23 protein-coding genes and 1 tRNA gene are annotated in these 26,505 nt (G+C 72.4%); 17 read left to right on the forward strand and 7 right to left on the reverse strand.

Annotated features, from left to right (window positions below):
* The 8 genes from glp (at position 1) to ACV530_RS05735 (ending at position 6,860) form a co-directional block, all read left to right on the forward strand.
* Positions 1 to 1,320: a molybdotransferase-like divisome protein Glp gene (gene glp, locus ACV530_RS05700; protein ID WP_494331117.1), complete on the forward strand. Its 1,320-nt coding sequence runs from the start codon at positions 1 to 3 to the stop codon at positions 1,318 to 1,320.
* Between the two features lie 65 nt (positions 1,321 to 1,385).
* Positions 1,386 to 1,877 (forward strand): cyclic pyranopterin monophosphate synthase MoaC, encoded by a 492-nt coding sequence (gene moaC, locus ACV530_RS05705; RefSeq protein WP_494331118.1) that lies wholly within the window; start codon positions 1,386 to 1,388, stop codon positions 1,875 to 1,877.
* Positions 1,874 to 2,368: a MogA/MoaB family molybdenum cofactor biosynthesis protein gene (locus ACV530_RS05710; RefSeq protein WP_494331119.1), complete on the forward strand. Its 495-nt coding sequence runs from the start codon at positions 1,874 to 1,876 to the stop codon at positions 2,366 to 2,368. The genes moaC and ACV530_RS05710 overlap by 4 nt, the downstream gene beginning before the upstream one ends.
* Positions 2,365 to 2,970, forward strand: coding sequence for a GNAT family N-acetyltransferase (locus tag ACV530_RS05715; protein WP_494331120.1), 606 nt, complete (start codon positions 2,365 to 2,367; stop codon positions 2,968 to 2,970). The genes ACV530_RS05710 and ACV530_RS05715 overlap by 4 nt, the downstream gene beginning before the upstream one ends.
* A 145-nt stretch (positions 2,971 to 3,115) precedes the next feature.
* Positions 3,116 to 4,174, forward strand: coding sequence for a divisome protein SepX/GlpR (sepX, locus tag ACV530_RS05720; RefSeq protein WP_494331121.1), 1,059 nt, complete (start codon positions 3,116 to 3,118; stop codon positions 4,172 to 4,174).
* 86 nt (positions 4,175 to 4,260) lie between these two features.
* Positions 4,261 to 4,334, forward strand: a tRNA-Ala gene (locus ACV530_RS05725).
* A 131-nt stretch (positions 4,335 to 4,465) separates the two neighbouring features.
* Complete coding sequence (locus tag ACV530_RS05730; RefSeq protein ID WP_494331122.1) at positions 4,466 to 5,320, forward strand: putative RNA methyltransferase; 855 nt, start codon at positions 4,466 to 4,468, stop codon at positions 5,318 to 5,320.
* A 133-nt stretch (positions 5,321 to 5,453) separates the two neighbouring features.
* Complete coding sequence (locus ACV530_RS05735; protein WP_494331123.1) at positions 5,454 to 6,860, forward strand: hypothetical protein; 1,407 nt, start codon at positions 5,454 to 5,456, stop codon at positions 6,858 to 6,860.
* Positions 6,861 to 6,909: 49 nt separating this feature from the next.
* Here ACV530_RS05735 and ACV530_RS05740 read toward each other — a convergent pair whose 3' ends face one another.
* Complete coding sequence (locus tag ACV530_RS05740) at positions 6,910 to 9,123, reverse strand: alpha-N-acetylglucosaminidase (RefSeq protein ID WP_494331124.1); 2,214 nt, start codon at positions 9,121 to 9,123, stop codon at positions 6,910 to 6,912.
* Between the two features lie 172 nt (positions 9,124 to 9,295).
* Here ACV530_RS05740 and ACV530_RS05745 point away from each other — a divergent pair, with 172 nt between their 5' ends.
* From ACV530_RS05745 to ACV530_RS05755, 3 genes are read left to right on the forward strand one after another with little or no spacing between them, the layout of a single operon-like run.
* Positions 9,296 to 9,745, forward strand: coding sequence for a hypothetical protein (locus ACV530_RS05745; RefSeq protein ID WP_494331125.1), 450 nt, complete (start codon positions 9,296 to 9,298; stop codon positions 9,743 to 9,745).
* Positions 9,746 to 9,766: 21 nt separating this feature from the next.
* Positions 9,767 to 10,999, forward strand: coding sequence for an ATP-binding protein (locus ACV530_RS05750; protein WP_494331126.1), 1,233 nt, complete (start codon positions 9,767 to 9,769; stop codon positions 10,997 to 10,999).
* A gap of 36 nt (positions 11,000 to 11,035) precedes the next feature.
* Positions 11,036 to 11,545, forward strand: a complete 510-nt coding sequence (locus ACV530_RS05755; RefSeq protein WP_494331127.1) for a DUF1269 domain-containing protein — start codon at positions 11,036 to 11,038, stop codon at positions 11,543 to 11,545.
* On the opposite strand, the gene ACV530_RS05760 is transcribed toward ACV530_RS05755, so the two are convergent.
* Positions 11,542 to 12,021 (reverse strand): GNAT family N-acetyltransferase, encoded by a 480-nt coding sequence (locus ACV530_RS05760; RefSeq protein ID WP_494331128.1) that lies wholly within the window; start codon positions 12,019 to 12,021, stop codon positions 11,542 to 11,544. The genes ACV530_RS05755 and ACV530_RS05760 overlap by 4 nt on opposite strands.
* A gap of 67 nt (positions 12,022 to 12,088) precedes the next feature.
* Between ACV530_RS05760 and ACV530_RS05765 the strand changes: the two genes are divergently transcribed.
* Together ACV530_RS05765 and ACV530_RS05770 are read left to right on the forward strand one after the other, a co-directional pair.
* Positions 12,089 to 12,880: an exodeoxyribonuclease III gene (locus tag ACV530_RS05765; RefSeq protein WP_494331129.1), complete on the forward strand. Its 792-nt coding sequence runs from the start codon at positions 12,089 to 12,091 to the stop codon at positions 12,878 to 12,880.
* A gap of 121 nt (positions 12,881 to 13,001) precedes the next feature.
* Entirely contained in the window at positions 13,002 to 13,391 is a 390-nt protein-coding gene (locus ACV530_RS05770; RefSeq protein WP_494331130.1) for a VOC family protein, read from the forward strand.
* A 171-nt stretch (positions 13,392 to 13,562) separates the two neighbouring features.
* On the opposite strand, the gene ACV530_RS05775 is transcribed toward ACV530_RS05770, so the two are convergent.
* From ACV530_RS05775 to ACV530_RS05785, 3 genes are all read right to left on the reverse strand, one after another.
* Entirely contained in the window at positions 13,563 to 13,763 is a 201-nt protein-coding gene (locus ACV530_RS05775) for a hypothetical protein (RefSeq protein ID WP_494331131.1), read from the reverse strand.
* A gap of 77 nt (positions 13,764 to 13,840) precedes the next feature.
* A complete protein-coding gene (locus tag ACV530_RS05780) occupies positions 13,841 to 14,719 on the reverse strand; it encodes an SDR family oxidoreductase (RefSeq protein ID WP_494331132.1) in 879 nt (292 codons plus the stop codon).
* Positions 14,716 to 16,176, reverse strand: a complete 1,461-nt coding sequence (locus tag ACV530_RS05785) for a flavin-containing monooxygenase (RefSeq protein WP_494331133.1) — start codon at positions 16,174 to 16,176, stop codon at positions 14,716 to 14,718. Before ACV530_RS05785 ends, ACV530_RS05780 begins: the two co-directional genes overlap by 4 nt.
* Before the next feature lie 149 nt (positions 16,177 to 16,325).
* Between ACV530_RS05785 and ACV530_RS05790 the strand changes: the two genes are divergently transcribed.
* Positions 16,326 to 17,090: a MerR family transcriptional regulator gene (locus ACV530_RS05790; protein ID WP_494331134.1), complete on the forward strand. Its 765-nt coding sequence runs from the start codon at positions 16,326 to 16,328 to the stop codon at positions 17,088 to 17,090.
* 42 nt (positions 17,091 to 17,132) lie between these two features.
* Here ACV530_RS05790 and ACV530_RS05795 read toward each other — a convergent pair whose 3' ends face one another.
* Positions 17,133 to 20,405 (reverse strand): S41 family peptidase, encoded by a 3,273-nt coding sequence (locus ACV530_RS05795; protein ID WP_494331135.1) that lies wholly within the window; start codon positions 20,403 to 20,405, stop codon positions 17,133 to 17,135.
* A gap of 184 nt (positions 20,406 to 20,589) precedes the next feature.
* On the opposite strand from ACV530_RS05795, the gene ACV530_RS05800 reads away from it, so the two are divergent.
* The 3 genes from ACV530_RS05800 (at position 20,590) to ACV530_RS05810 (ending at position 25,072) form a co-directional block, all read left to right on the forward strand.
* Positions 20,590 to 21,162: a TetR/AcrR family transcriptional regulator gene (locus tag ACV530_RS05800; protein ID WP_494331167.1), complete on the forward strand. Its 573-nt coding sequence runs from the start codon at positions 20,590 to 20,592 to the stop codon at positions 21,160 to 21,162.
* A 102-nt stretch (positions 21,163 to 21,264) separates the two neighbouring features.
* Positions 21,265 to 23,466 (forward strand): MMPL family transporter, encoded by a 2,202-nt coding sequence (locus ACV530_RS05805; protein ID WP_494331136.1) that lies wholly within the window; start codon positions 21,265 to 21,267, stop codon positions 23,464 to 23,466.
* Positions 23,467 to 23,875: 409 nt separating this feature from the next.
* The gene (locus ACV530_RS05810; RefSeq protein ID WP_494331137.1) at positions 23,876 to 25,072 is read left to right on the forward strand and encodes a MarP family serine protease; all 1,197 of its coding nucleotides are present in this window, start codon (positions 23,876 to 23,878) and stop codon (positions 25,070 to 25,072) included.
* 158 nt (positions 25,073 to 25,230) lie between these two features.
* Here ACV530_RS05810 and nicT read toward each other — a convergent pair whose 3' ends face one another.
* Positions 25,231 to 26,349, reverse strand: a complete 1,119-nt coding sequence (gene nicT, locus ACV530_RS05815) for a Nickel transporter NicT (protein WP_494331138.1) — start codon at positions 26,347 to 26,349, stop codon at positions 25,231 to 25,233.
* Positions 26,350 to 26,505: the final 156 nt, after the last annotated feature.

Below are 26,505 nucleotides of genomic sequence, written 5' to 3' on the forward strand. Positions count from 1 at the left end.
GTGAGCCGGAACGCCGACGACACCGACCGCCTGTGGACGGTCGACGAGCACCTCGACGACATCCTCGGCAGGATCCGCCCGCTGGAGCCGCTCGAGCTCCAGCTCCTCGACGCCCAGGGCTGTGTGCTGGTCGAGGACGTCGTGGTGCCCGCGGCCCTGCCGCCCTTCGACAACAGCTCCATGGACGGCTACGCGGTCCGCGTGGCCGACGTCGAGGGCGCGAGCGAGGAGTTCCCGGCGGTGCTCACCGTCGTCGGCGAGGCCGCGGCGGGCGGCGGCGAACCGCCCGCCGTGGGCCCCGGCGAGGCGGTCCGCATCATGACGGGCGCACCGCTGCCGCCCGGTGCGGAGGCCGTCGTCCCCGTCGAGTGGACCGACGGCGGCCTGGGCGGCGGCCCCGCCGCCACCATGGCCGCCGGCAGCGTCCCCCGTAGCCTTAACGGCACGGGAGGTGCCCCCATGGGCGAGGTCCGCGTCCACCGCCCCGCCGCCGCCCGTGCGCACGTACGGGCCCGGGGCAGCGACGTGGGCGCCGGAGAGCTCGCCCTCGGCGCGGGCACGGTGCTGGGGCCGTCCGAGATCGGGCTGCTGGCGGCGATCGGCCGCGCCGCCGTGCGCGTCCGCCCGCGCCCGCGCGTGGTCGTCCTGTCCACGGGCAGCGAGCTGGTCCCGCCCGGCGAGGAGCTCGGCCCCGGCCTGATCCACGACTCCAACAGCTTCATGCTCACCGCCTGCGCCCACGACGCGGGAGCCATCGCCTACCACGCCGGTTCGGTGGGCGACGACCCCGGGACGCTGCGCTCCACCCTCGAGGACCAGCTCGTGCGCGCCGACGCCGTGGTCACCAGCGGCGGCGTGAGTGTGGGGGCGTACGACGTGGTCAAGGAGGCCCTGTCCTCTCTCACCGGCGAGGACGGCAGCGTCGATTTCCGGCGGCTGGCCATGCAGCCCGGCAAGCCCCAGGGCTTCGGGCGCATCGGCCCCGACCGCACCCCGCTGTTCGCCCTGCCGGGCAACCCGGTCAGCTCGTACGTCTCCTTCGAGCTCTTCGTGCGCCCGGCCCTGCGGGCCCTGATGGGGCTCGAGCCCCGCGACCGGACCGTCGTGCGCGCGGTGTGCGCCGACGCCGTCACGTCCTCCCCGAAGGGCCGCCGCCAGTACCTGCGGGGCCGCCACGAGGACGGCAAGGTCACCACCCTCGGTGGCACGGGATCGCACCTGGTCAAGGCCCTCGCCGACGCCAACGCCCTGATCGTCGTCCCCGAGGACACCACCGAGGTGGCGGCCGGTACGGAACTCGAAGTGATCCTTCTCGACTGACCGCTCACCTCTCCGGGTACCGTGCTGCCCACTGTCTGACCGCACCGGACCGGACCAGGAGAACGATGAGCAGCGCCCAGGACCCCCTCGACCGTCTCACCCACATCGACGAGACGGGCGCGGCGCGCATGGTCGACGTCTCGGCCAAGGACGTCACCGCCCGCACCGCCACGGCGAGCGGGCGTGTGCTCGTCTCGCCGCGCGTCGTGGAGCTGCTGCGCGGCGAGGGCGTCCCCAAGGGCGATGCCCTCGCCGTCTCCCGCATCGCGGGCATCATGGGCGCCAAGCGCACCCCCGACCTCATCCCGCTCTGCCACCCGCTCGACGTCTCCGGCGTCACGGTGGACCTGTCGGTCGCCGACGACGCGGTCGAGATCCGCGCCACGGTGAAGACCACCGGGCGTACGGGCGTGGAGATGGAGGCCCTCACCGCGGTGAGCGTGGCCGCGCTCACCGTCGTCGACATGGTCAAGGCCGTCGACAAGGGCGCCACCATCACCGCCGTGCGCGTCGAGGAGAAGACGGGCGGCAAGTCCGGGGACTGGAGCCGCGCATGAGAGCCCTGGTCGTCACCGCCTCCAACCGGGCCGCGGCGGGCGTCTACCCGGACCGGGGCGGCCCCCTGCTGGCCGAGGGACTGGCCGGGCTGGGGTTCGCCGTCGACGGCCCCCGGGTCGTCCCCGACGGGGACCCCGTGGAGCAGGCCCTGCGGGAAGCGGTCGAGGCGTCGTACGACGTCGTCGTGACCACCGGCGGCACCGGGATCTCGCCCACCGACCGCACCCCCGAGGCCACCCTGAAGCTCCTCGACTACGAGATCCCCGGCATCCCCGAGGCCATCCGGGCCCAGGGGCTGGCCACGGCGCCCGCCGCCGCGCTCTCCCGGGGGCGCGCGGGGGTGGCCGGGCGCACGCTGATCGTCAACCTGCCCGGCTCCACGGGCGGCGTCCGCGATGGCCTGGCCGTCCTGGAGCGGCTGCTGGTGCACGCCGTCGAGCAGCTGCGCGGCGGCGACCACCCGAGACCGGACACCCGGAACCCGGCATGAGCGGCTGGCCGGTCGCGCTCGCGTACGGGGACGTGGTCCTGCGCCCCATCCGGCAGCGCGACCAGCGCGCCTGGCGGGAGGTCAACCGGCGCAACCGCGAGTGGCTGCGCCCCTGGGAGGCGACCGTCCCGCCCGCGCCGCCCAGCGGCCCCGTCACCCGGCGGCCCACCTACCGGCAGATGGTCCGCCACCTGCGCTCCGAGGCCCACGCGGGCCGCATGCTGCCGTTCGTCATCGAGTACCGGGGTCAGCTGGCCGGTCAGCTGACCGTGGCGGGGATCACCTGGGGCTCGATGTGCTCGGCGCACATCGGCTACTGGGTGGACCAGGCGATCGCCGGCCGGGGCGTGATGCCGACGGCCGTCGCCCTCGTCACCGACCACTGCTTCCACGCCCTCGGGCTGCACCGGGTCGAGGTGTGCATCCGGCCCGAGAACGCGCCCAGCCGCCGGGTCGTGGAGAAACTCGGCTTCCGCGAGGAGGGGCTGCGCCCGCGCTATCTCCACATCGACGGCGCCTGGCGGGACCATCTCGTCTACGTCCTGACGGCCGAGGAAGTGACGGACGGACTGTTGGTCCGCTGGCACCGGCAAATAAAATAAGTGTTCGAAATTGACTGTCGATGGTCGGATTCCGTCGGGTTACGGGCTCAACAATCACAAAAAAAGTTCGAGATATCAGCCAGTTCGTGCGACACACCGCGCCAATTGGCGGAATCCCTTGCACACGGCCCTCTACCGTGTCCGTGTGAGCAGCAGCGGCCTGATCTACGCAGTCATCGTCGGAGCCTGGGCCGCCTACTTGGTGCCGATGTGGCTCCGTAGGCAGGACGAGCTCAACGAGGCCCGTCCGACGGAACGCTTCAGCACCGCCATCCGGTTGCTGTCCGGGCGGGCGGGCATGGAGCGCCGTTACGCCAAGGAACTCGAGGGGCGCACCGCGACCGACGTGCCCGTCCCCGACGAACCCTCCCCCATGGCTCAACGCATGGGAGGTACCCCCACCGCGGAGCGCCACGCGCCGGAGCCGGAGACCGTGGCCGAGCCGGTCGCCGCCCGGCCGTCCGCCGCACCCGGCCACTCCCCGGTGCCCGGCCACACCCTGACGCCCGCCGAGCGGGCCCGCCGCTCCAAGGTCCTCGCGCGCCGCCGCCGCACCACCGTGATGCTCTTCCTCTGCTTCAGCGTCGGTGCCGTCGTCGCGGGGGTCGGCGGCCTGGCGTTCCTGTGGGCCCCGGGCATCCCGGCGGCGCTCCTCAGCGCGTACATCTTCTACCTGCGGATCCAGGAGCGGCGGCGGTTCGCCTTCACCATGGACCAGCACCGCGCCGAACTGGCCGCGCAGCGGCTGCGCGAGGGCCGTCCCCGCCCTCACCAGGCGGCTGACCCGGTGGCCGCCGACCTCGAGACCGACGCCGACACCGTGGTGCACCCCGGGCCCGACCGGGCTCCGGCGGAGCGGCCGTCCGCCCGCAGCGCGGGCCGGCGCGCCCTCGTCGAGCAGACCGATCACGCCGAGTGGGTCGATCAGCAGCGCGACCGCGGCACGGGCGAGGGCTGGGAACCGGTGCCGGTGCCCCTGCCGACGTACGTCACCGCGCCCGTCGCCCCCCGCGGCGAAGGCACCGAGGCGCCCGACACCTGGAGCTCCGCCCGGTCCAGCGCCGCCGAGCCCGCCGCTGACCGCAGGGCGCCCGCGGACGACCGCCGCGGCCCGCGCCCCCGCCGCCGCCCGCGCGAGCGCGGCCGCACCCCGCTCTTCGACCAGTACGCCGAGGGCGAGCGGCCGCGCGCGGCCAACGAGTGACGGCTGCCGCGCTGACCAGCGAGGGTGCGTCAGGGGAGCGATTTCCGACCAGCCCGATGGAGGTGCTAGAGTTTCACTCGTTGCAAGGGCCTGTGGCGCAGTCTGGTAGCGCACCTCGTTCGCATCGAGGGGGTCTGGGGTTCAAATCCCCACAGGTCCACCGCACATGAGAAAGTCCCTGTCGGAGAAATCCGGCAGGGACTTTCTTGTTGTGCGTGGCGGTGGCCCGGCGCTCGGGTGGCTCGAAAGAAGATGATCAAGGAACGTTTGCGCGGCTATGCTCGGAAAACCATGCCCGCCAAGCCCCTCGCGCGCGATGCGCTGCTCGACGTCCTGATCTGTCCGCTGTGCGGCGGGTCCTTCCTGCGGTCCGCCGGATCGTTGCGGTGCGCCGGCCGGCATGCGTACGACATCGCCCGGCAGGGGTATGCCGGGCTGCTGACGGGCGATATGCGGGCGGGTACGGCCGACACCGCGTCCATGGTGCAGGCCCGCGCCGCGTTCCTGCGGGCCGGGCACTACGCGCCGTTGGCGGGTGCGCTCGCGGGGCTCGTGGCGGACCTGGCCCCGGCCGACGGTGTCGTGCTCGACGCCGGGGTCGGTACCGGGTACTACCTGGGCGCCGTGCTGGACGCCCTCCCGGAGGCCGTCGGACTGGGGCTGGACGCCTCGAAGTTCGCCCTGCGCCAGGCGGCGCGGGCACATGCGCGGGCGGGGGCGGCGAGTTGGGACGTGTGGCGGCCGCTGCCGGTGCGTTCCGGTTCTGTCGACGTGGTGCTCAATGTCTTCGCGCCCCGCAACGGCGAGGAGTTCCGCCGGGTGCTGGCGCCCGGCGGGGCGCTCGTGGTCGTCACGCCCACGCCGCGTCATCTCGCCGAACTGCGGCGGCCCGTGGGGCTGCTGGCGGTCGACGCGGCCAAGGAGGAGCGGCTGCACCGCACGCTGGGCGGGCATTTCCGCGCGGAGCGCGCGGAGCGGCACGAGTGCCTTGCCGAACTCGCGGCCGGGGATGTCGAGAACCTGATCTCCATGGGGCCCTCCGCGCGGCACATCGCGCCGGAGGAGCTGCGGCGGCGTGTGGCACGTCTGGAAGTGCCGTTCCGGGCCACCGTTTCCTGCCGGTTGTCCGTGTACCGGCCGTTGTGACGTAGATCATCGTTTGCGCTGTGCGGAATGGATTCCGGGTTCGTGATGCGCATGACACGATCGGGGCACGCTGCGGTTACTTGCGAGTAGTCGCAGCTTTTCCTGTCCCCCCGTGCGCCCCCGAGGAAACAACTTGCGCAAGTCTCACAGGAACGTGATTTTCCCCGCCGCTGCCCTGACCGCCGCCTCTCTCGCGCTCGCCGGGTGCTCGGCGGGGTCGTCGAACGCCGCGAAGGACACCGCGGACCCGGCCGCCGCCACGGCCGCCGCGCCGTCCCCGACCGACGCGCCCCAGCTCGCCGTTGCCGCCGCGTCGGCCGGCGGTGCCCCGAGCGCCGTGGCCCGCCCGGCGGAGGACGGCACGCAGACGAGTGCCGCGCCGGCTCCGGCGGAGAAGTCCTCGCTGAAGGTCGCCTCCTTCGACGAGAAGACCGGACGGGCCGTCATATCCGGTCCGTCGAAGAAGTCCGTGGCCAAGCCGGCGAAGGTCGCCGCCGGTGACGTGATCGCCAGCGCGCCCGCGCCCGGTGCGCCCAACGGCGTCCTGGCCAAGGTCACCAAGGTGGGGCGTACGACCGACCACGGCACCGAGGTCCACACCGAACCCGCCACGCTGAACGCCCTGCTGGGCGCGTCCAAGGCGGCGGGGAAGGTCGCGGTCGACCCGTCCGCCGTCAAGGTCCAGCCGCTCGTCTCCGGGGTCAAGGTCTCCTGGGCGAAGCGCGGTGACGTCCACTTCGGGCCCGAGGGCGCGAAGTTGCCGATGGGCAACCTGCGGGTGGACGTCGGCACGGCCATCGCCACCGCGAAGGGCGCACCGGCGTCCGCGGGCGCGTCGGTGAACGGCTTTGTGCAGCTGGCGCCCGAGGTCGACTTCTCGTACGACGGCCGTGGGACGGGCGGCCGCGCGCCCGGCACGGCGTCGCTCGCGCTGTCCGGTGACTGGTCCGCGCAGTGGGAGCTGAAGGGCCAGGCGGCGGCCTCGACGGACGCCAAGCCGCTGCGGATCCCGTTCGCGAAGCTGCACGCGGACCCGGTCATCAACGTCGGGCCCGTGCCGGTGGTCGTCAACACCGACTTGACCTGCTACCTGCAGGTCGACGGCGACGGCAAGATCAGCGTGGACGTCAAGCAGGACGTCAAGGGCGGCTTCAAGGTCGGCGGCTCCTACAGCCGGTCCGCGGGCTGGAACCCGGTCAGCGAGTCGGACATCAAGGGCACCCCGGTGAAGGCCACGGCGTCCGCCGAGGGCAAGGTCAGGGCCGCGCTGGGCGCGGAGGCGTCCGTCGGCCTGTACGGGAAGGTGGGCGTGACCGGAGAGGTCGCGCCGTACCTGCGGGCCGAGGGGGCCGTGCAGGCGAGTGCCGGTGGCGGCAAGCGCCCTGAGGTCAAGGGGAATTGGGCCGCGTTCGGCGGTGTCGATGTGAACGGCGCGCTCCAGCTGCGGCTCGACATCTTCGGCACGCCGATATTCGAGCGGAAGCTGCCGCTGCCGGGGATCCACAAGGAGTGGCGTCTGGCGGGGTCCCCCAACAAGTAATGCCCCGCGTGGTGCCCGCAGTCGGGGGCTGCGGGCACCACGCGTACCGCTACAGGCGGCTCGCCACCTTGCGGGCCGCCTTCAGTGTGTCGCCCACCGGATTCGCGGGGTACGACGGGCGGTGCCGCGTCCAGCCGTCCTCCAGCGCGAACCAGTCGATCGGCTTCGGCTTGCGCCTCGCCGTCAGCGCCGCGTCCAGCTCGCCGAAGTACGTGGCCCAGCGCAGCCGGTAGAGCCCGCCGACCAGCCCCGCCCACTCACGGTTCGCGTAGTCGTGCAGCTTGCCCCCGTTGGCCGAGGCGCGCGGCCCCCACACGGTCAGCAGCGAGACGGCGTCGTGCTCCAGGCGGTCGCGCTCGGCGCCGGACGTCCCCCAGGACCGGGCGTCGGCGATCCAGCGGCCCAGCAGATGCCGTCCGTCGGTCGCGACGACCTCCTCCATGAGGTCCATCCACCCCAGCCACTGCTTGGTCAGCTCGCCCAGCCGCGCCCGGTCCTTGGCCTCGTACGCGGCACGGATCCGCGGCAGCAGCAGCCGGCTGCGGTTGGCGACCGCCTGCCGGGCGACGTCGACAAGGTCGTATCGGTACGCCGAACTGCGCTGCAGCGCCGGCGCGACCGCGAGCAGCGCGGGCAGCGCCTTCTCGAACTCGGCGGCGCTGTAGCGCAGTTGATGCGGCGACCAGCTCGCGGCGTGCGCGACGGCGAGGTCCGGCCGGGCGCCGAACAGTCCCTCCGCAGCCTCGCTCCACTGGTCGGCGCGGGACGTGCCGTACGCGGTGTGCCGCAGCACCGACCAGGCGCGTACCGCCGAGCGGTCGTTGCCGCCGTAGCGGCAGCCGGCCCACCGCTCGAACCAGGTGTCCAGGTTCACCGGGCCGTTGGTCCAGGCCAGATCCGCGAACAGGGCCAGCGCGGCAGGGTTGTTGTCGGCGGCCTCGGGCATCAGCGCGATGCCGCGCAGCGCGCTGCCCGGCTTGGTGCGCCAGCGGTGGTACAGCTCGGCCCAGTCGGGCGCGTTGGCGCCCAGCGCGGTGTGGCCGCCGAAGTTCCAGATGGAGCCGAAGGCGTAGGGGGTGCCGCCCCAGTCCCGCTCGCGGTCGGTCACGGTGGGGTAGCGGTCGGAGAGCCCGTCGACGACGAGCATCCGGGAGCGGTCGACCGCGTCGAGGATGTCCCGCCGCGGGTTCGACTGCCAGCCGAGGACGGCCCAGACCGCATCGGGGTGGGCGGCGCGCAGGGCCTTCTCGACGGCCTTGGCGGCGGCGCCGACGGGGACGTCCCCGGGGGTGCCGCCCTCGTGCAGCAGGTCCATCTTGTACATCGAGGTCGTGCCGTACAGCTCCTGCTGGACGCGGTAGAAGGTGCGGGCGACCTTGGCGAAGGGCGCACAGCGCGGGTCGAGCCAGTCGGGTCTGGGGAAGCCCTGCCAGTCGCCCTGCGGGACGGTGCGCGCACCCGGCACGCGCTTGGCGAAGCCGGGCGGCACGGTGCCGTAGTAGCCGGGGAACACGGGCGTCATGCCCAGCTCACGCAGCCGCCCCACGATCCGCTTGCCCAGCGCGGTGCGGCGGTCGAGGAGCTGGCGGGAGACGGGGCCGCCGAAGGCGGACATGTTCTGCATCAGCCACCACGGCTGGTGGGCCGGGCCCGGGATCCACTCCCTCAACTCGGCGTCACTGTAGCCGTGTTCGAGGAAGGTGCGGTGGTAGACGGCCTCCGCGCCCGTGTAGACGAGCACCTCGTTGAAGCCGTGCAGGGCGAGGACGTCGATCTCGCGTTCCCACTGCTCCCAGCCGCGATAAGGCGCGGTATAGGCGTCGTTGGTGTCGTTGAACACAAAGCGGTGCCGGGCGTTCGCCGCCGAGGTGATCGGGGTACGGACGGCGGGGAGCCTGTCGGGGAGGCCGGTCTGCTCGCCGGCCCAGGAGAAGTGGGCGTGCGCGGTGTTTCTGAGGTACCAGTGGAAGCCGGTGAGCTGTACGGCCGGAGTGCTGCCCTCGACGAGGATCCGGCCCGCGCTCCCGGTCACCCGGAAGACGTCCGCGCCGCCGCGCCGCGGCAGCGTACGGAAGGCGACCTGGCGGTGGTGACGGGGGAGCAGCCGGGCGAGGGCCGCGGCGGCCGGCCCGCCGTTGCCTCCTTGTGCACCGTTGCCTCCTCCCGAATCGGCCGGTTCCGCCGAGGCGGCGGGCACGGCCATCGCGCCGAGAGCGGCGGATCCGGCGAGGGCTCCGAGGATCGTGCGACGGGCGATGTGCATGGGGTGACCTCCCATGGCGCTGTGGTGCCTGGACTGGACCACGTAAGCGCGGAGATCCTATGAGCCGATATCCGCGCACGGTCAAGGGCGCGGTGGTCAAGTCACCCACAGCGGCTACATTTGGCACGAATAGCCCAGCCGTTCCGATCCATCTGCCTGCGTGAGGAGTCCTGTGCGAGCACTCACCCCGGCCTTCGGCGCCATTGCCGCCGCCGTCGGTCTGCTGGGCGTGCTCCTGTGCGGATGCGGTGATCCGGGCGGGCTGAAGGTGACGGGCCGTGCGGTCAGTCCCGCGGCGGTGGCCGTGCCCTCGTACGTCGTCGAGAGACCGGGCGGCATGCACCTGAGGCGCCCCGTGTCCTTCGAGGCGAACGGCACGGTCCGGCTCACCGGGCTGCGCTGGCGGAGCTGGGACGGGCCGATCGCGGAGGCGACCGGCGAGGTGACCTGGTGCACGCCGGACTGCGCCGCGAGCCCGCGGCCGGCCTCCGTCATGCTCAGCGGCCTCGTACGGCAGGATCGTTCCGCTTACTACAGCAGGGCAGCGGTCGTGGCCGACGGGCTGCCGCCCGGACAGCACGCGGAGCTGCGCGACCTGCGGCTCTACGTACCGAAGCGTTAGCGGCCGGGGAGCCTTGTAGCGATGGGACTGCGTACGAAGGTCGGCGTGGCGATCACCTTCACCGCCGCGCTGGTCGCTGTCCTCATGGGCTTCGTCGTGCACCACCGCACCGCGCAGAACCAGTTCGAGTCCGCGGCCGACAGCATCGACAGCCGGCTGGTGTCCGCCGTCGAGGACCATGCGGTGGGCAACGACTGGCGCCCGCACACGCTCGTGAACCCGGCCCGGATGCCCGGCCCGCTGCGCAAGGCCGCCGAGGGCGGCAAGCGCGCCGTCTATCTGGACCGCGGCGGCCGGGTCCCGATGCTGTGGGCCGCCAGCCGTCTCGGTGACGACATCGTTGTCGTCACACGCCCCTACAGCCGTGAGACGCGCAATCTCGACAACCTCGACGAGGTCCTGCTGCTGGCCGGCGGCATCGGCACCGGGTTCGCCGGCGTCGTGGGGGTGGGGCTCGCAACCGTCGTCGGGCGGCGGTTGAACGCCTCCGCCCGGGCCGCCGAGCGGATCGCGGGCGGCGACCTCACCGCGCGGTTGCGGCCGAGGGGCGGCCGGGACGAGATCGCCCGCCTGACCGTGGCCGTCAACTCCATGGCCGACGCGCTGGCCGCCCGCATCCAGGCCGAGCGCGAGGTCACCTCCAACATCGCGCACGAGCTGCGCACGCCCGTCGCGGGCCTGGTCGCGGCGGCGGGCCTGCTGCCGCCGGGCCGGCCCGCCGAGATGGTCCAGGACCGGGCCCGCCGGGTCAGCTCCCTGATGGAGGACGTCCTCGAGGTGGCCCGCCTCGACGGCGACGCCGAGCGCGCCGAGGTGGACGTACGGGAGCTGGGCGAGCTCACCCTGCGCGCGGTGCGGGCGGCGGCCGTGCCGGGGCAGGAGCCGGTGGAGGTACGGGTCCTGCGCGACAGCCTGGTCGAAACGGACGCCCGGCGGGTCGAGCGCATAGTGGCCAACCTGGTCACCAACGCCTTCCGGCACGGCACCGGGCCCGTCGTCGCCGAGGTCGACGGCCCCGTGGTCCGGGTCCGCGACCGGGGCCCCGGCTTCCCGGAACGGCTGCTGACCCGCGGCCCGCAGCGTTTCCGCACCGGTTCCGGCGCGGGTCTGGGCCTGGGCCTGACGATCGCCGCCGGGCAGGCACGGGTGCTGGGCGCCCGGCTGACCTTCGCCAACCCCGACGGCGGCGGCGCGGAGGCCACGCTGGACCTGAGCGGCTCGGTCCCGTCCCCGGCACCATCGCCCGAGGCCTGACATGCGGACGGGCCGGAGCGGCCCAACAGTGGAGCCATGACCACTGCTGACAACGTCCTGTTCCTGAGCGTCCCCGACCCCGACACCGGCCACCGGGCGCTGGACGGTCTCCGCCTGGCCCACGCCGACGGTGCCGTCCGGCTGCACGAGGCCGCGGTGATCGCCCGCGCCGCGGACGGCACCCTCGACTTCCCCGACGCCGTGGACCACACCGGCACCGCCCGTGCCTTCACCGTCGGCGGCCTGATCGGCGGGCTCCTCGGCATCCTCGGCGGCCCGCTCGGCGTCATGATCGGCTTTGGCGCTGGCGGCCTGATCGGCGGCGCGCACGACGCACGCCGGGCCACCGCGGCCAACGCCGCGCTCGAGATGCTGGCTGCGGAGGTGCCGCCGGGCGTCACGGTCCTCGTGGCCGAGGTCGGCGAGGACGGGCCCGAAACCGCCGACCGCGCCCTCGCGCCGTACGGCATGGTCACCCGCTACTCGGCCGACGACCTGCGCGAGGAGGTCGAGGCGGCGATCGCGGAGGGCACGCGCGAGCGTTAGAGGTGCAGCGCCTTCGCGAAGCAGCGGCTCGAGTCGTACGTGCGGTAGAGCCCGAACTTCGGCGCCGGCGCGTAGCCGCTGGACGTGTAGAGGGCGATGGCCTCCGGCTGCATGATCCCGGTCTCCAGCACCATGCGCGTACGCCCCGCCTCGCGTGCGTCGTCCTCCAGCACCGCGAGCATCCGCCGTGCCAGTCCCAGGCCGCGCGCCGCGGGGATCACGTACATCCGCTTCAGCTCGGCGTCCCCGTCCGCGTAGCCCTCCTCGTTCTCCTCCTGCGCCCGCCAGCCGCCGGTGGCGACGGGCTTCCCGTCGGCGTCGTAGACGATGAGATACCGGCCACGCGGCGGGGCGAACTCCGCCGGGTCCATGGGGGTCAGGTCGCCCTCCCCGTAGCGCTCCGCGTATTCGAGCTGTACCTGGTCGTCGAGGGTCACGGCATCGGGATGGTCGTACGCGACGGTCATGATCCGCATGCCGGGGATCGTACGGACGTCCGACCGCGGGCGGCAGTGCCGCCCCGGAAGTCGGTATCGTTCCGGAATGCTCACTGTGACGACCGTGAATGTGAACGGCCTGCGCGCCGCGGCCAAGAAGGGCTTCGTGGAGTGGCTGGCGGCGACCGAGGCCGACGTCGTCTGCCTCCAGGAGGTCCGCGCCGAACCGCACCAGCTCCCCGACGAGGTGCGCGAGCCCGAGGGCTGGCACACCCTGCACGCCCCGGCGGCGGCCAAGGGCCGCGCGGGCGTGTCCGTCTACACCCGGCGCGAGCCGGAGGCGGTACGGATCGGCTTCGGCTCGGAGGAGTTCGACGGCAGCGGCCGCTACGCGGAGGCCGACCTGCCGGGCCTCACGGTCGCCAGCCTCTACCTCCCCTCGGGCGAGGTGGGCACGGAGCGGCAGGACGAGAAGGAACGCTTCATGGCCGAGTTCCTGCCGTATCTCGTGGGGCTGAAGGCCCGGGCCGCGGCCGAGGGCCGCGAGGTCGTCGTCTGCGGCGACTGGAACATCGCCCACCAGGAGGCCGACCTCAAGAACTGGAAGGCCAACCGCAAGAGCGCGGGCTTCCTCCCGGAGGAGCGCGCCTGGCTGACCCAGGTCTTCGCCGAGTACACGGACGTCGTCCGCGCCCTCCACCCGGACGTCGCGGGCCCGTACTCGTGGTGGTCCTACCGCGGCCGCGCCTTCGACAACGACTCCGGCTGGCGCATCGACTACCAGGCGGCGAGCGCGGGTCTCGCGGAGCGTGCGGTGAAGGCGGTGGTGGAGCGGGCGGCCAGCCATGACCAGCGGTGGTCGGATCATGCGCCGGTGACGGTGGTCTACGAGCTCTAGTCCGGCCCTGGTCCGGCGGGCGCCACGTCGGTCTGAGGGGTCCTAGGACCCCTCAGACCTTGGGATGAAATCCCGTGCGGGCCCTGGGAGTTCGTTGCCCCGGGCGCCTACCATCGGGAGCATGGCAGTTGAGCTGAACCACACCATCGTTCACTCCCGTGACAAGCACGCGTCGGCCAAGTTCACCGCGGAGATCCTCGGCCTCGAGGTCGGGCCGCCCTTTGGCCCGTTCATCCCCGTAGGGACGGACAACAGCGTGACGCTGGACTTCGCCACGGTCGAGTCGGAAAGGATCGTCCCGGGGCACTACGCGTTCCTCGTGTCCGAGGACGAGTTCGATGTGATCTTCCAGCGGATCAAGGACGCGGGGGTCACGTACTACTACGGGCCCGCGCTCGACCGGCCGGGGGAGATCAACCACCACGACGGCGGGCGCGGTACGTACTTCCAGGATCCGGACGGGCACATCCTCGAGATCATCACCAGGCCGTACGGGAGCGGTGCGGCGTAATTCGGCGGCCTCGAGGGCGCGCGGCAGCATCGCGGACTCGTAGGCGCGGACGCCGTCTTCGAGAACGGCCTCGGCCATGTGCTGGACGGGGTCGCCGCGCGCATCTCCCGCTGAACGGCACAGAACGAGGGGCGCGCCTGCGCATGGCGCGCCCCTCGGCTGTCGACGGCCCTACTGCAGGTCTTCGTCCTGGATGTCGTCCAAGGACTGCTGGCGGCCCTGCTGTTGCTGCTGGCGCTGCTGCTGCTCCTGCTGCTGCTGGCGGACCTTGTCCTGCGACTGCTGGCCCTTCTGCTGCGCCTGCTGCTTGGCCTGCTGGGCCTTCTGCCTGGCCTGCTGGGCCTTGTTCTGCATCTCGTCCTTGATGCCCATGTGTGTCACTCCTAGGGGAGGTCGGGGGGAACGGGCCGCGACCAGCCTCACATGAGGGGACGAACGTCGCATTTCGATCAGTGACGCTCCGTGCGCGCCTTCTCGTCCGCCGCGCCTCCGGCGCCCACGAGGCCGCCCGGCGGGGGGACGTCGCCGACGCGGCGGACCTCGCGTGGGCCGAACGTGCCGATGACGCCCGGCAACAGGCCCCGTACGGACTGCAGGCCGCGCAGCCAGCCCTGGCCGTACACGTGTGCCGAGCGGCGCTCGATGCCCGCCACCAGGCGGTCGACGGTGGGCTCCAGGGGGTAGGTGCGGTTGGCGGGCCACGGCAGGCGGCGGCGCATCTCGCGCATGGCGTCGTGGGCGTCGGCGCCGCGGACCATGTCGGTGTCGGTCCAGCTGAGGTAGGCGACCCCGACGCGTACGCCCCGGTGGGCGACCTCGGCGCGCAGGCTGTGGGCGTAGGCCTCGACGCCCGCCTTCGAGGCGCAGTACGCGGTCATCATGGGCGCGGGCGTGATCGCGGCGAGCGAGGCGATCTGGAGGAGGTAGCCCCGGCTCTCGGCGAGGACGGGCAGGAACGCGCGGCCCGTGACGGCGCTGCCGATGAGGTTGACCTCGATGACCCGCCGCCAGGCGTCGGGGTCCGAGCCGTCGAGCGGGCCGCCGGTGGCGACACCGGCGTTGGCGACGACGATGTCGGCCTTGCCGAAACGGTCCTTGACCTCGCGGGCGACCTGGGCCATCGCCTCGTGGTCGGTGACGTCCGCGTACCAGTGCGCCGCGTCGGTGCGCAACGACCCGGCGACGCGCCGCAGTTCGGCGGGCTCCAGGCCCACCAGCGCCACGCTCGCGCCGCGCGCGGAGAGCTTGCGGGCCAGCTGCTCGCCCACGCCGCGTGCGGCGCCGGTGATGACGGCGACCTGTCCGGGGAGTTCCACGCGTCGGCTCAACGAAGCACCTCGTATTCGGAAAGGTCGACATGGCGGGTGGCCCGGCGGAACTCGGCGGTCGTGCCCGGCCAGACGGTGGTGTTGCGGCCCTCCGCGTCGAGGTACCAGCTGCTGCAGCTGCCGGTGTTCCATACGGAACGGTCCAGGCGGGTCTGCAGTGCGCGGTTCCAGGACCGGACGGCGGACGGGCGGGCGTCGAGCGCGACCCGGCCGCCGAGGACGTCCAACTGGCGCAGGAAATCCGCCAGATAGTTCAGCTGGGACTCGATCATGAGGATCATCGAGCTGTTCCCGAGGGCCGTGTTGGGCCCGATGACGGTGAGGAAGTTGGGGAACCCGGCGGCGCTGGCGCCGCGGAGCGCGGCCATGCCGTCCTTCCACTCCTCGGCGAGCGTGGTGCCCGCCGCGCCCGTGACGCGCTCGGCGATCGGCATGTCGGTGACGTGGAAGCCGGTGCCGAAGACGATGGCATCGGCCTCGGCGCGGGTGCCGTCGGCGGCGACGAGGGTGGAGCCGCGTACCTCGGCGAGGGCGGAGGGCACGAGGTCCACGTTGGGCCGGGTGAGGGCCGGGTAGTAGTCGTTGGACAGCAGGATGCGCTTGCAGCCGATGCGGTAGTCGGGGGTGAGCCTGGCGCGCAGCGCCGGATCCCTGACGGCTCTGCGCATGTGGGCCGAGGCGAGCCGTTCGACGCCCTTCATCCGGTCGGGCCGCTTGGCGAACGCGCCGACCTGCAACTCCCGTATGCTCCACAGGAGTCCGCGGCGCGCGACGCGGGTGAGCGGGACCTTCTCGTGCAGCCACCTCTCGGCGGCGGTGATCGGGCGGTCGACCCGGGGGACCACCCAGGGCGGGGTGCGCTGGAAGAGAGTGAGCCGGGAGACGTCCGGCTGGATGCTCGGGACGATCTGGATGGCCGAGGCGCCCGTGCCGACCATGGCGACGCGCTTGCCGCGCAGGTCATAGCCGTGGTCCCAGCGGGACGAGTGGAAGACCGCGCCGGGGAAGTCCGCGAGGCCGGGTATGCCGGGGACCTTCGGGTCGGCGAGCGGGCCGCCGGCGGAGACGACGACGTCGGCGGTGAAGTCGCCGCGGGACGTTCGCACTTCCCAGTGCAAGTCGTCGGTGTTCCAGCGGATTTGGAGCACCTCGTGTCCGAGACGGAGGTACGGGCGCAGGCCGTAGACGTCGGTGACATGCTCCAGGTACGCCCGTATGTGCGGCTGTCCGGAGAAGCTGCGCGGCCAGGCGGGGTTGGGGGCGAAGGAGAACGAATAGAGGTGGGACGGCACATCGCAGGCACAGCCGGGATAGGTGTTGTCCCGCCAGGTGCCGCCGATGGTCTCGGCGCGCTCGAGGACGACGAAGTCGCCGACGCCCTCGCGACGCAGCCGGATGGCTGCGCCCAGCCCGCCGAATCCGGCTCCGATCACCGCCACGCGTACCCGTACGGTCATGCTGCCGCCTCCTGCGTTGCGTTGCCCTTGCGGACTGTGCCAGTGATTACTGGCACAGTGGGAGCGTAGGCCACGGATCCGGTGGGGCGACAGAGGCCGTACGCAAGGAAGTTGAAGGCGCTTGAGTCGAGGGCGCTTAATCTGCCTGAGTGAGCAACGAGGAGCAGGGCGAGAACGAGTACCGGGTGGCGGAGCTGGCCCGGGAGGCCGGCATCACCGTCCGTACGCTGCGTTTCTACCGCGAGCGCAAGCTCATTCCGCCGCCGCGGCGGGAGGGCCGTATCGCCTGGTACAACGGCCGCCACCTGGAACGGCTGCGGACGATCGCCGCGCTGCTGGAGCGGGGGCACACGCTGGGCGGCATCGCGGAGTTGCTGGCCGCGTTCGAGGGCGGGCGCTGCATGGGCGAACTGCTGGGCCTGAGCGGGGCGATCGCCGCGCCGTGGTCCGAGGAGACGCCGGTGCGGCTCACCTCCGGTGACCTCGCGGAGTGGTTCGGGGACGAGGTGACGCCGGAGAACCTCGCCGATTCGATCGACATAGGCTATCTCGCGCCGGACGGCGGGGAGTTCGTGCACGTCAGCCGACGGCTGCTGGAGGCGTCGGCCGATCTGCTGCGGAGCGGTGTGCCGCTCGCGGCGGTGCTGGCGGCGGGGCGCGAGGTGCGGGCGCATGCGGATGCGCTGGCGGAGACGTTCACGACGTTGGTGCGGACGCATGTGCTGGCGGATGTGCTGGCGCGGGTGGCGGAGGGGGAGGGCGTGGGGGCAGGGGAGGTCGAGCGGGTGGTGGAGGTGCTGGACCGGCTGCGGCCGGTGGCGAAGGCGGTCGTCGACGCGGAGGTGGCGATGGCGATGGACCGGCGGGTGCGGGGGGAGTTGGAGGGGCGGCTTTCCAGCCCGTCCGGCGATTGAGGACCAACGCGGCGAAGCCGCGTTGCGGGGACCGGGGCGCGACTACCCGGGGTTGCGGCCCGGGAGTTTCGGGCGGCGTAGGTCCGGGACCGTGGAGTAGTCCGGGGGCGTGGACGCCCCGTGGCGTTCCAGGAGGTCCAGCGCCAGCCTGACCGCGTCGTCGAGCTGCTTGTGGCGGCCCTCCGCCCAGTCGAGCGGGGTCCGGTCGATCTCGATGTCCGGCTCGACCCCGTGGTTCTCCACGCCCCACCCGTACGCGTCGAACCACGCCGCGTTCATCGGCACGGTGATGGACGTACCGTCACCGAGCCGGTGCCGGCCGGTCATGCCGATGACGCCGCCCCACGTGCGCAGGCCGACGACGGGGCCGATGCCCTGGAGTCTGAACGCCGCGGTGATCATGTCGCCGTCGGAGGACGTCATCTCGTCCGCGATGGCGACGACGGGCCCCCGCGGTGCGGTGGAGGCGTAACTGACCGGCTGCGCACCGCGCGTGAGGTCCCAGCCGATGATCGTGCGGGTCAGCTTCTCGACGACCAGCTCGCTGATGTTGCCGCCCGCGTTGCCGCGCACGTCGACGATGAGGGCGGGGCGGGACATCTCCATCCGCAGGTCGCGGTTGAACTGGGCCCAGCCCGAGCCGCCCATGTCGGGGATGTGCAGATAGCCGCACTTGCCGCCGCTCAACTCCCGTACGACCGCCCGGCGTTTGGCCACCCAGTCCTGGTAGCGCAGCGGCCGTTCGTCGATCAGCGGCACGGCGGCGACGCGGCGCGGCGGGCCGCCCCCGGGCGGCTGGAAGGTGAGCTCGACGGTCGTCCCGCCGGCCGCCGCGAGCAGCGGGTACGGGCCGGTGACGGGGTCGACCGGGCGGCCGTCGACGTGGGTGAGGGCGGAGCCCTCGTGGATGCCCGTACCGGCCAGTGGGGAGCGGGCCTTGGAGTCGGAGGAGTCGCCGGGCAGGATGCGGCGTACGGTCCAGGAGCCGTCCTTGTGGTGGGTCAGGTTCGCGCCGAGCAGGCCGATGGCGCGCTGGTAGTGGGGCGGGCCCTCGTTGCGGCGGGCCGCGGTGACGTACGCGTGCGAGGTGCCCAGCTCGCCGAGGACCTCGCGCAGCAGGTCCGCGAAGTCGTCGGGGGAGGCGACCCGTTCGACCAGGGGGCGGTACTGGCCGAGCACGCCGTCCCAGTCGATGCCGCACATGCCCGGGTCCCAGAAGTACGCGCGGACGATGCGGCCCGCCTCCGCGTACGCCTGCCGCCACTCGGCGGGCGGGTCCGCCTCGTGCAGGATGCGGCGCATGTCGATGTAGACGGTCGAGTCGAGGTCGGCGGTGTCGGTCGCGGGCACGGCCCGCAGGTCGCCGTCGTCGTTGACGACGAGCCGCGAGCCGTCGCCGCTGACCGCGAACCAGTCGATGGCCGAGGTGAGTTCGGTGCGCTTGGCCTTGCCCAGGTCGAAGTACTCGAGGGTCGGCTTGCCCGAGATGTCGGCCGGGTTGGCGAAGGTCTCGCCGAGCGCGCCGGAGATCGGCCAGCGCAGCCACACCAGCCCGCCGCCGTGCACGGGGTGGAGGTGCGAGTACTTGGAGGCGGCCACCGGGAAGGGCGTCACCCGGTTCTCCAGCCCCTCCACCTCCACCGTCACCGCGCCGTCGCCCTCGCCGCCCGCGTCCAGGTCGAGCCCGCCGCCCGGCGGGCGGCCCTCGGTGGTCAGCGCGAAGGGCGAGGGCGTGGCCGACGACAGCGGCACCAGGTACGGGCGGCAGCCGAGCGGGAAGGACAGGTCGCCGGTGTGCACGTCGTAGACGGGGTCGAAGCCGCGCCAGGACAGGAAGGCGAGATAGCGGCCGTCGCGGGTGAAGACAGGCTGCTCGTCCTCGAAGCGGCCGTTGGTGACGTCGACGATGTGCCGGTCCGCGAGCCGGGCGATCTTGATCTGCCGCAGCGAGCGGCCGATGCCCGGGTGCGACCAGGTCAGCCAGGCCGAGTCGGGGGAGAAGGCGAGGTCGCGCACGGGCCCGTTGACGGACTGGATCAGCTCGCTCACCTCGCCGTCCCCCTCCGGCGAGGTGTCCACGAGCAGCAGCCGCCCGTCGTGCGCGGCGACGGCCAGCCGCTCGCCGTCGGGCGAGGAGAGCGTCTCCTGCACCCGGCCGATCCGGCCCTGCGCCAGCCGCCGCAGCGCGTGCGTGCCCGCGGCGCGCGGGAGTTCGGAGATCTCGACGGCGTCGTCGCCCTCCGCGTCGGTGATGTACGCGATGCGGCCCGTCGAGCCCAGCATCTCGGGCAGCCGGACCCGTACGCCCGGGGTGTCGGCGATGGCGCGGGCCGGGCCGTCGCGGTGGGTGAGCCAGTAGAGGCTGCCGCGCACCAGGACGGCGCTGGCGCGCCCGGTGCCGTCCACGGAGAGCGACTCGACGTGGTGCGCGGCCTGTACCTGGTACGGGCGGCGCCCGGCGCGCGTACCGCAGAGCCGGACGTCCAGCCGGCGCGGGACGCCGCGCGGGCCGAAGTCGTCGACCAGCCACAGGTCGCCCGCGCACTGGTAGACGACGCGGGTGCCGTCGGTGGAGGCGTGCCGGGCGTAGAAGTCGTCGTGGTCGGTGTGGCGGCGCAGGCCGGTGCCGTCGGGCAGGCAGGAGTAGAGGTTGGCGACGCCCTCGTGGTCGGAGAGGAAGGCGATCCGGTCGCCGACGAACATCACCGAGTCCAGGTGCCCGTTGATGTCCGGCACCAGCCGGGTGTCCTGGAGCCACAGCCGCCCCATGGCCCCGCCCCGGTAGCGCTTCCACGCGGCCGGCTCGTGCGGCGGCTTGCCCGTCAGCACCAGCGGCTGCCCGGGCGCGTCCCCGGTGCCGCGCAGGGCGATGTCGGACACCGGGCCCCAGGGCAGCCGCCCGCCGGGGCTGCCGTCGGTGGGCAGGCGGTAGGCCCAGGAGAAGTAGGAGAAGGGCTGGCCGTGCGAGGAGACGGCGAGGATGTCGCTGCGCCCCTCGTGGTCCGGCGGCGTCCAGCCGCAGACCCGGGCGTCCGAGCTGCCCCAGTAGGTCAGCCGCCGGGCCGGGCCGCCCTCGACCGGGACGAGGTGGATCTCGGGGTCGAGGCTGCGCCAGCTGGTGAAGGCGATGTGGCGGCCGTCGGGGGAGAAGCGGGGGTGCCCGAGCCGGGTCCGGTCGACGGTCAGCCGCCAGGCCCGCCCGCTTCCGGGGCCGGTGGACGCCAGCCACAGGTCGTCCTCGGCGACGAAACAGAGCAGATCGCCGTGGAGGTGGGGGTACCGGAGATAGGCGTCGGCCGTGGCGTTCGCGGTCACCCCACCATCGTTTCGGCCCGGGGAGGGTGCGGCAACTCGGTCCGTGACGCAGAACACCACCGAAACGGCTCCGTTTCGCTTGCGGCGGTCGTACGCTCGTACGGTACGAAACCGTTTCGTTCGATTGGTTCCCGTGAAGCGTGAAGGAGGGCGCGGCATGTCGTCGGAGACACCCACACCGCCGGTGCGTCGCACCCGGCTCACACCCGAACGGGAGGGCGAGCTCTACGAGGCTGTTCTCGCGATCCTGCGCGAGGTCGGCTACGACGCCCTGACGATGGACGCCGTGGCGGCTCGTACGCGGTCCAGCAAGGCCACCCTCTACCGCCAGTGGAAGGGCAAGCCCGAGCTGGTCGCGAGCGCGCTGCGGCACAACAAGCCGGTGCGTTCCGAGGAGGTCGACACCGGCACCCTGCGCGGCGACCTGATGGCGTTGACGTGCAACGCCGACGAGGCCCAGATGGAGCGCGACGCGGCCCTCATGCGGGGGCTGAGTCATGCAGTCCACAGCAATCCGGACCTCAGGCGCGCGCTGCGCGAACTGCTGATCGAACCCGAGAAGGCCGCACTCGACGCCATGCTGCGCCGCGCGGTCGACCGGGGCGAGGTGGCCGTGGGCACGTCCGCGATTCCGTACATCGCCCACATGATGGTCGGCGCCTTCATCGCCCGGCCGATGATCGAGGACCGTCCCCCGGACCGCGATTACCTCGTCCGTTACATCGATGCCGTGATCCTCCCCGCTCTCGGCCTCTGATTCCCCCCCCACACCCCACCCGTCGCACCGCTCTTGACGTCGGGCTGGTTCCCCACTGCCAGAAACGCACGTTCTCCGATCCGACGGGAGCAGTAACTCCTCGTGGCCACCTTCCTCTACAAAGTCGGCAGGCTCGCCTTCCGGCGCCGCTGGTACGTCGCCCTGATATGGGTGGTGCTGCTGGGGCTCGCCGGTACGGGCGCCGCCACCGCCTCCAAGTCCACCAACGACAGCTTCTCCATCCCGGGCACCGAGGCGCAGCACGCCTTCGACCTGCTCGGTGAGCGCTTCCCGGGCCAGAAGGCCGACGCCGCCTCCGCGCGCGTCGTCTTCAAGGCCCCGGACGGCCAGAAGATCACGGACCCGAAGAACAAGACGGCCGTGGACAAGGTCGTCCGCGAGCTCGCCGGGCCCCAGGTGGCCATGGCCCCCAACCCGTTCCAGGCCAAGACCGTCAGCAAGGACGGCACCATGGCCTACACCCAGGTCATGTACAAGGTGAAGTCCACCGACCTCACCGACGCCTCGCGCGACCGGCTCACGGACGCGCAGAAGCACGGGCAGGACAGCGGGCTGACGGTGGAGATGGGCGGCAGCGCCCTGCAGAAGATGCCGGAGACCGGCAACACCGAGGGCATCGGCATCGGTGTCTCCGCGGTCGTCCTGCTGCTCACCTTCGGCTCGCTGGTCGCCGCCGGGCTGCCGCTGCTCACCGCGATCATCGGCGTGGGCATCGGCGTCTCGTCGATCACCGCGCTCGCGTCCACGCTGGGCCTGTCCAGCAACACCTCGACGCTCGCCATGATGATCGGCCTCGCGGTCGGCATCGACTACGCGCTGTTCATCGTCTCCCGCTACCGGGCCGAGCTGGCCGAGGGCCGCGAACGCGAGGAAGCGGCGGGACGTGCCGTCGGCACCGCGGGCTCCGCGGTGGTCTTCGCGGGCCTCACGGTCGTGATCGCCCTCGTCGGCCTCGCGGTCGTCAACATCCCGATGCTGACGCAGATGGGCATGGCCGCCGCCGGTACGGTCGTCATCGCGGTGCTCATCGCGCTGACCCTCATCCCGGCGCTGCTGGGCTTCGCGGGCCGCCAGGTGCTGGCCCGCAAGGACCGCAAGGGCACGGCTGTGGACGGCGGCAAGCCCAACATGGGCACCCGCTGGGCCCGCTTCGTGCTGCGCCGCCCGCTGGTCGTGCTGCTCGTCGGCATCGTGGGCCTCGGCGCCCTCGCCGCGCCCGCCGCCTCCCTGGAGCTGGGCCTGCCGGACGAGTCCTCGCAGCCGGTGAAGACCACGCAGCGCAAGGCGTACGACCTGATCGCCGAGGGCTTCGGCCCCGGCTTCAACGGCCCGCTGATGGTCGCCGTCGACGCGGGCGAGGGCAAGAACGCCAAGGCCGCGACGCAGGCCGTCGCCAAGAAGGTCGCGAAGATGGACGACGTCGCGGCCGTCACCCCCGCCACGTTCAACAAGGCGGGCGACACGGCCCTGTTCAACGTGGTGCCGAAGTCTAAGCCGAGCAGCACCACGACCGAGGACCTGGTCCACGAGATCCGTGACAAGGGCCGTGCGGCCGGCGAGGACGCCGGTGCGAAGGTGCTCGTCACCGGTACGACGGCCATGAACATCGACGTCTCGCAGAAGCTGAACGACGCGCTGCTGCCGTATCTGGCGCTGGTCGTCGGCCTGGCCTTCCTGCTGCTGATCCTCGTCTTCCGGTCGCTGCTGGTGCCGCTCAAGGCGGCCCTGGGCTTCCTGCTCTCCGTGATCGCCGCCCTGGGTGCGGTCGTCGCGGTCTTCCAGTGGGGCTGGCTCTCCTCGCTCATCGGCGTCGAGGAGACCGGGCCGATCATGAGCATGATGCCGATCTTCATGGTGGGTGTCGTGTTCGGTCTCGCGATGGACTACGAGGTCTTCCTCGTGACCCGGATGCGGGAGGCCTTCGTGCACGGCGAGCGGCCGGGCGAGGCGATCGTGACCGGCTTCCGCCACGGCGCGCGGGTGGTCACGGCTGCCGCGGTCATCATGATCAGCGTCTTCGCCGGGTTCATCGGCTCGTCGGAATCGATGATCAAGATGATGGGCTTCGGCCTGGCGATCGCGGTCTTCTTCGACGCGTTCGTGGTCCGGATGGCGATCGTGCCGGCGGTGCTGGCGCTGCTGGGCAAGGCGGCCTGGTGGCTGCCGGCGTGGCTGGACCGCATCCTGCCGAACGTCGACGTCGAGGGCGAGAAGCTGAATGCCGTCCCGGCCGGGGCGGGCGATCACGGCGCGTCCGCCGAACCGGAGCTGACGCGCGTCTGACGCGTGCGCGTCTTCCGCGGTGTGCGGTTTGCCGGGTGCCGGTGCGTATCCGGCAAACCGCCGGTGGGTGGGCACGCCCCTGCGGGGCGTAGGCGCACCCTCCCGCCCGCCCGTGACGCGGCACCGGGCCGCGAGGTTTCCCGCGGGGGCGCGCCACCGCCGGCGGCTGACGCCGGCGGCGGGCAACCCCCACAGGAAAGCGAGCCGACCCGGTGCCGGGCAACGGGTGGCGCGTGGGCGGGGAGCACTACACCCCGCAGGGGCTGCCCACCCACCGGCGGTCAGCCGGAAAACGTGGGAAACCCCACCCCTGGGAACCGCACACAGCGGAACACGCGTTTTCCTTAGTCCACGGGAACACGACCCCGCGGACGCGATCGGGGGCGCGTGCGAAGGAAAGGGCTCCGCGTTGAACCTGCTCGATCTGCTGCTCATGCTCGTCGTCGTCGCCTATGCCATATCCGGCTTCCGGCGCGGCCTCGTCGCCAGCGCCATCCTGCTCGCAGGGTTTCTCGGCGGCGCCGTGATCGGCGTCTGGGCCCTGCCGTTCGTCATGAAGCACTTCGAGGCCGGGACGGTGACCGCGGCGGTCGTGGCCGTGATCGTCGTCCTGCTTCCCGCCGCCATCGGGCACGCCCTCGCCGGGCGGCTCGCCTGGGGGCTGCGCCGCAGGCTCACGTGGGCGCCCATCCGGGGCGTGGACGGCGTGGGCGGCGCCGCGGTGAACTCGCTGGCCGTGCTGCTCGTCGCCTGGGTGGCCGCGAGCGTCCTCGTCTCGGCGAACTCCACCATCCTCGACCGGCAGATCCAGGACTCGCGCCTGCTCGGCGCCGTCCAGGACGCCATGCCCGAGCAGGCGCCCACGTGGTTCACCAGGGCCACGGACTCGCTCGGCGACGCCGGCTTCCCGCAGGTCTTCAACCCGTTCGAGAACGAGCCCGTCACCAGCGTCGCCAAGCCCTCCGGCGATGCCGTCACCGCCGCCGCGACCCGGGTGGCCCGGTCCAGCGTGGTGAAGGTCGAGGGCGTGGCGGACGTCGACGAGGGCCGGCGCGGCCAGGAGGGCAGCGGCTTCGTCTACGCCCAGGGCCATGTGATGACCAACGCGCACGTCGTGGCCGGCGTGAACGAGCCGACCGTCCGCATCGGCGGGGTCGGTCGCCCGTACCGCGCGAAGGTCGTCCTCTTCGACCCGAAGACCGATGTGGCCGTCCTCGACGTCCCCGGCCTGGAGGCCCCCGTGCTGCCCTTCGACAAGAGCGCCAAGCGCGGTGACCCGGCCGTGGTCGCGGGCTTCCCGGAGAACGGCGGCCTCGACCTGCGCGCCGCCACCGTGGCCAACGAGGTCCGGGCCAAGGGCCAGGACATCTACGGCGACGGCGTCACCACCCGCCACGTCTACTCGGTGCGCTCCACCGTCCGCCCCGGCAACTCCGGCGGCCCGCTGCTGACCCCGTCCGGCAAGGTCTACGGCGTCGTGTTCGCCCGTTCCACGGCCAACGCCGAGACGGGCTATGTGCTGACCGCGGAGCAGGTCGCCGCCGACGCGCAGCGCGCGGCGACGGCGACGGCCGCAGTGGACACGGGCAGCCGGGCCGCGCTCTAGGGGGTGGCCGATGGGTCAGCACAGGCCCCGCGACGCCTGGCACGGCACCTCGCCGCGTTGTCGCATCACCCACGGACACCCAGTCCGAGGGCGATGCTCCGCCTTGCGATGCACCGCACCAGACGCCGCGGGGCCCGCACTGACCCATCGGCCACCCCCTAGTCGCCCGTCTGTTCCGCCGGGGCGGGCCGGAGGTTCGCGTTCCACTTCTCCTCGATGCGGCCGAGGCGCCACACCGCCAGCGCCACGAGCCACGTGACGAAGAACAGGCCGACGATCAGGAAGCCGACCGTGTTCAGGTCGAGGCCGCCGATCCAGTCCCAGAACCAGCCGTGCAGGCCCAGCTTGTCGGCGAGGAGGCCGAGCAGCTCGACGGTGCCGATGATCAGGGCGACGGCCACGGACAGGCCGGTGATCGTGAGGTTGTAGTAGACCTTGCGGACGGGCTTGGAGAACGCCCACCCGTAGGCGAAGTTCATGAACGAGCCGTCGATGGTGTCCAGCAGGCTCATGCCCGCGGCGAACAGCACCGGCAGGCACAGGATCGCGTACCACGGCAGGCCGGAGGCGGCGCCGGAACCGGCCAGCACCATCAGCGCGATCTCCGTGGCGGTGTCGAAGCCCAGGCCGAACAGCAGCCCCAGCGGGTACATGTGCCACGGCTTGGTGATCGAGGACATCAGCCGGCCGAGGACCCGGTTCATCAGCCCCCGGCTCTCCAGGTGCCGCTCCAGCTCGCCCTCGTCGAAGTGGCCGGAGCGCATCTGCCGGAAGACCTTCCAGATCCCGGCCAGCACCACGAGGTTCATGGCGGCGATGAGGTAGAGGAAGACGCCGGAGACGGACGTACCGATCAGGCCGGTGACGTCGTGCAGCTCGGAGTTGTCGTCCTGGACGGGCCCGGCCAGGGCCTTGATGCCGAGCGAGAGCAGGAAGGTCAGTCCGAAGACGACGCTGGAGTGGCCCAGCGAGAACCAGAAGCCGACGGACAGCGGGCGCTGCCCCTGGTGCATCAGCTTGCGGGTGGTGTTGTCGATGGCGGCTATGTGGTCCGCGTCGAAGGCGTGCCGCATGCCGAGGGTGTAGGCGGTGACGCCCATGCCGATGCCGAAGGCCTTGCTGCCCACCGTGTAGTGCTCGGGGGCGACGATCACCGCCAGGGTGAACCAGCCGATCACGTGCAGGGCGAGGATGAACGCCGCCATGCCGCCGAGGCGGGCCCACTCCTTCCTGGTGATCGACGTACGGATGCGCCGCAGGCGCGCGGTGCCGGTCATGTGCGTACTGCTCTCTGTGGTGTGCGGTGCTGACGGAAGACACACCACTTCACTGCGATCAGTGCCCAAGTGCAATCAATGTGCAGTAAAGCCCGAGTGGTACGTAGTCCCGACCCGGTCTACGCGCGTCCGCGGGCGCATTGCACCATGGAGGGA

The sequence above is a fragment of the Streptomyces sp. SX-6 genome (assembly GCF_059089585.1).

What these genes read in the sequence shown, in the direction of transcription:
- ACV530_RS05755 (WP_494331127.1), top strand. Translation starts at nt 11,036, where the DNA reads ATGACCACTGCTGACAACGTCCTGTTCCTGAGCGTCCCCGACCCCGAC.
- nicT (WP_494331138.1), bottom strand. Translation starts at nt 26,349, where the DNA reads ATGACCGGCACCGCGCGCCTGCGGCGCATCCGTACGTCGATCACCAGG.
- ACV530_RS05710 (WP_494331119.1), top strand. Translation starts at nt 1,874, where the DNA reads ATGAGAGCCCTGGTCGTCACCGCCTCCAACCGGGCCGCGGCGGGCGTC.
- ACV530_RS05785 (WP_494331133.1), bottom strand. Translation starts at nt 16,176, where the DNA reads ATGACCGTACGGGTACGCGTGGCGGTGATCGGAGCCGGATTCGGCGGG.
- ACV530_RS05730 (WP_494331122.1), top strand. Translation starts at nt 4,466, where the DNA reads ATGCCCGCCAAGCCCCTCGCGCGCGATGCGCTGCTCGACGTCCTGATC.
- moaC (WP_494331118.1), top strand. Translation starts at nt 1,386, where the DNA reads ATGAGCAGCGCCCAGGACCCCCTCGACCGTCTCACCCACATCGACGAG.
- ACV530_RS05775 (WP_494331131.1), bottom strand. Translation starts at nt 13,763, where the DNA reads ATGGGCATCAAGGACGAGATGCAGAACAAGGCCCAGCAGGCCAGGCAG.
- ACV530_RS05765 (WP_494331129.1), top strand. Translation starts at nt 12,089, where the DNA reads ATGCTCACTGTGACGACCGTGAATGTGAACGGCCTGCGCGCCGCGGCC.
- ACV530_RS05760 (WP_494331128.1), bottom strand. Translation starts at nt 12,021, where the DNA reads ATGCGGATCATGACCGTCGCGTACGACCATCCCGATGCCGTGACCCTC.
- ACV530_RS05740 (WP_494331124.1), bottom strand. Translation starts at nt 9,123, where the DNA reads ATGCACATCGCCCGTCGCACGATCCTCGGAGCCCTCGCCGGATCCGCC.
- ACV530_RS05715 (WP_494331120.1), top strand. Translation starts at nt 2,365, where the DNA reads ATGAGCGGCTGGCCGGTCGCGCTCGCGTACGGGGACGTGGTCCTGCGC.
- ACV530_RS05770 (WP_494331130.1), top strand. Translation starts at nt 13,002, where the DNA reads ATGGCAGTTGAGCTGAACCACACCATCGTTCACTCCCGTGACAAGCAC.
- ACV530_RS05750 (WP_494331126.1), top strand. Translation starts at nt 9,767, where the DNA reads ATGGGACTGCGTACGAAGGTCGGCGTGGCGATCACCTTCACCGCCGCG.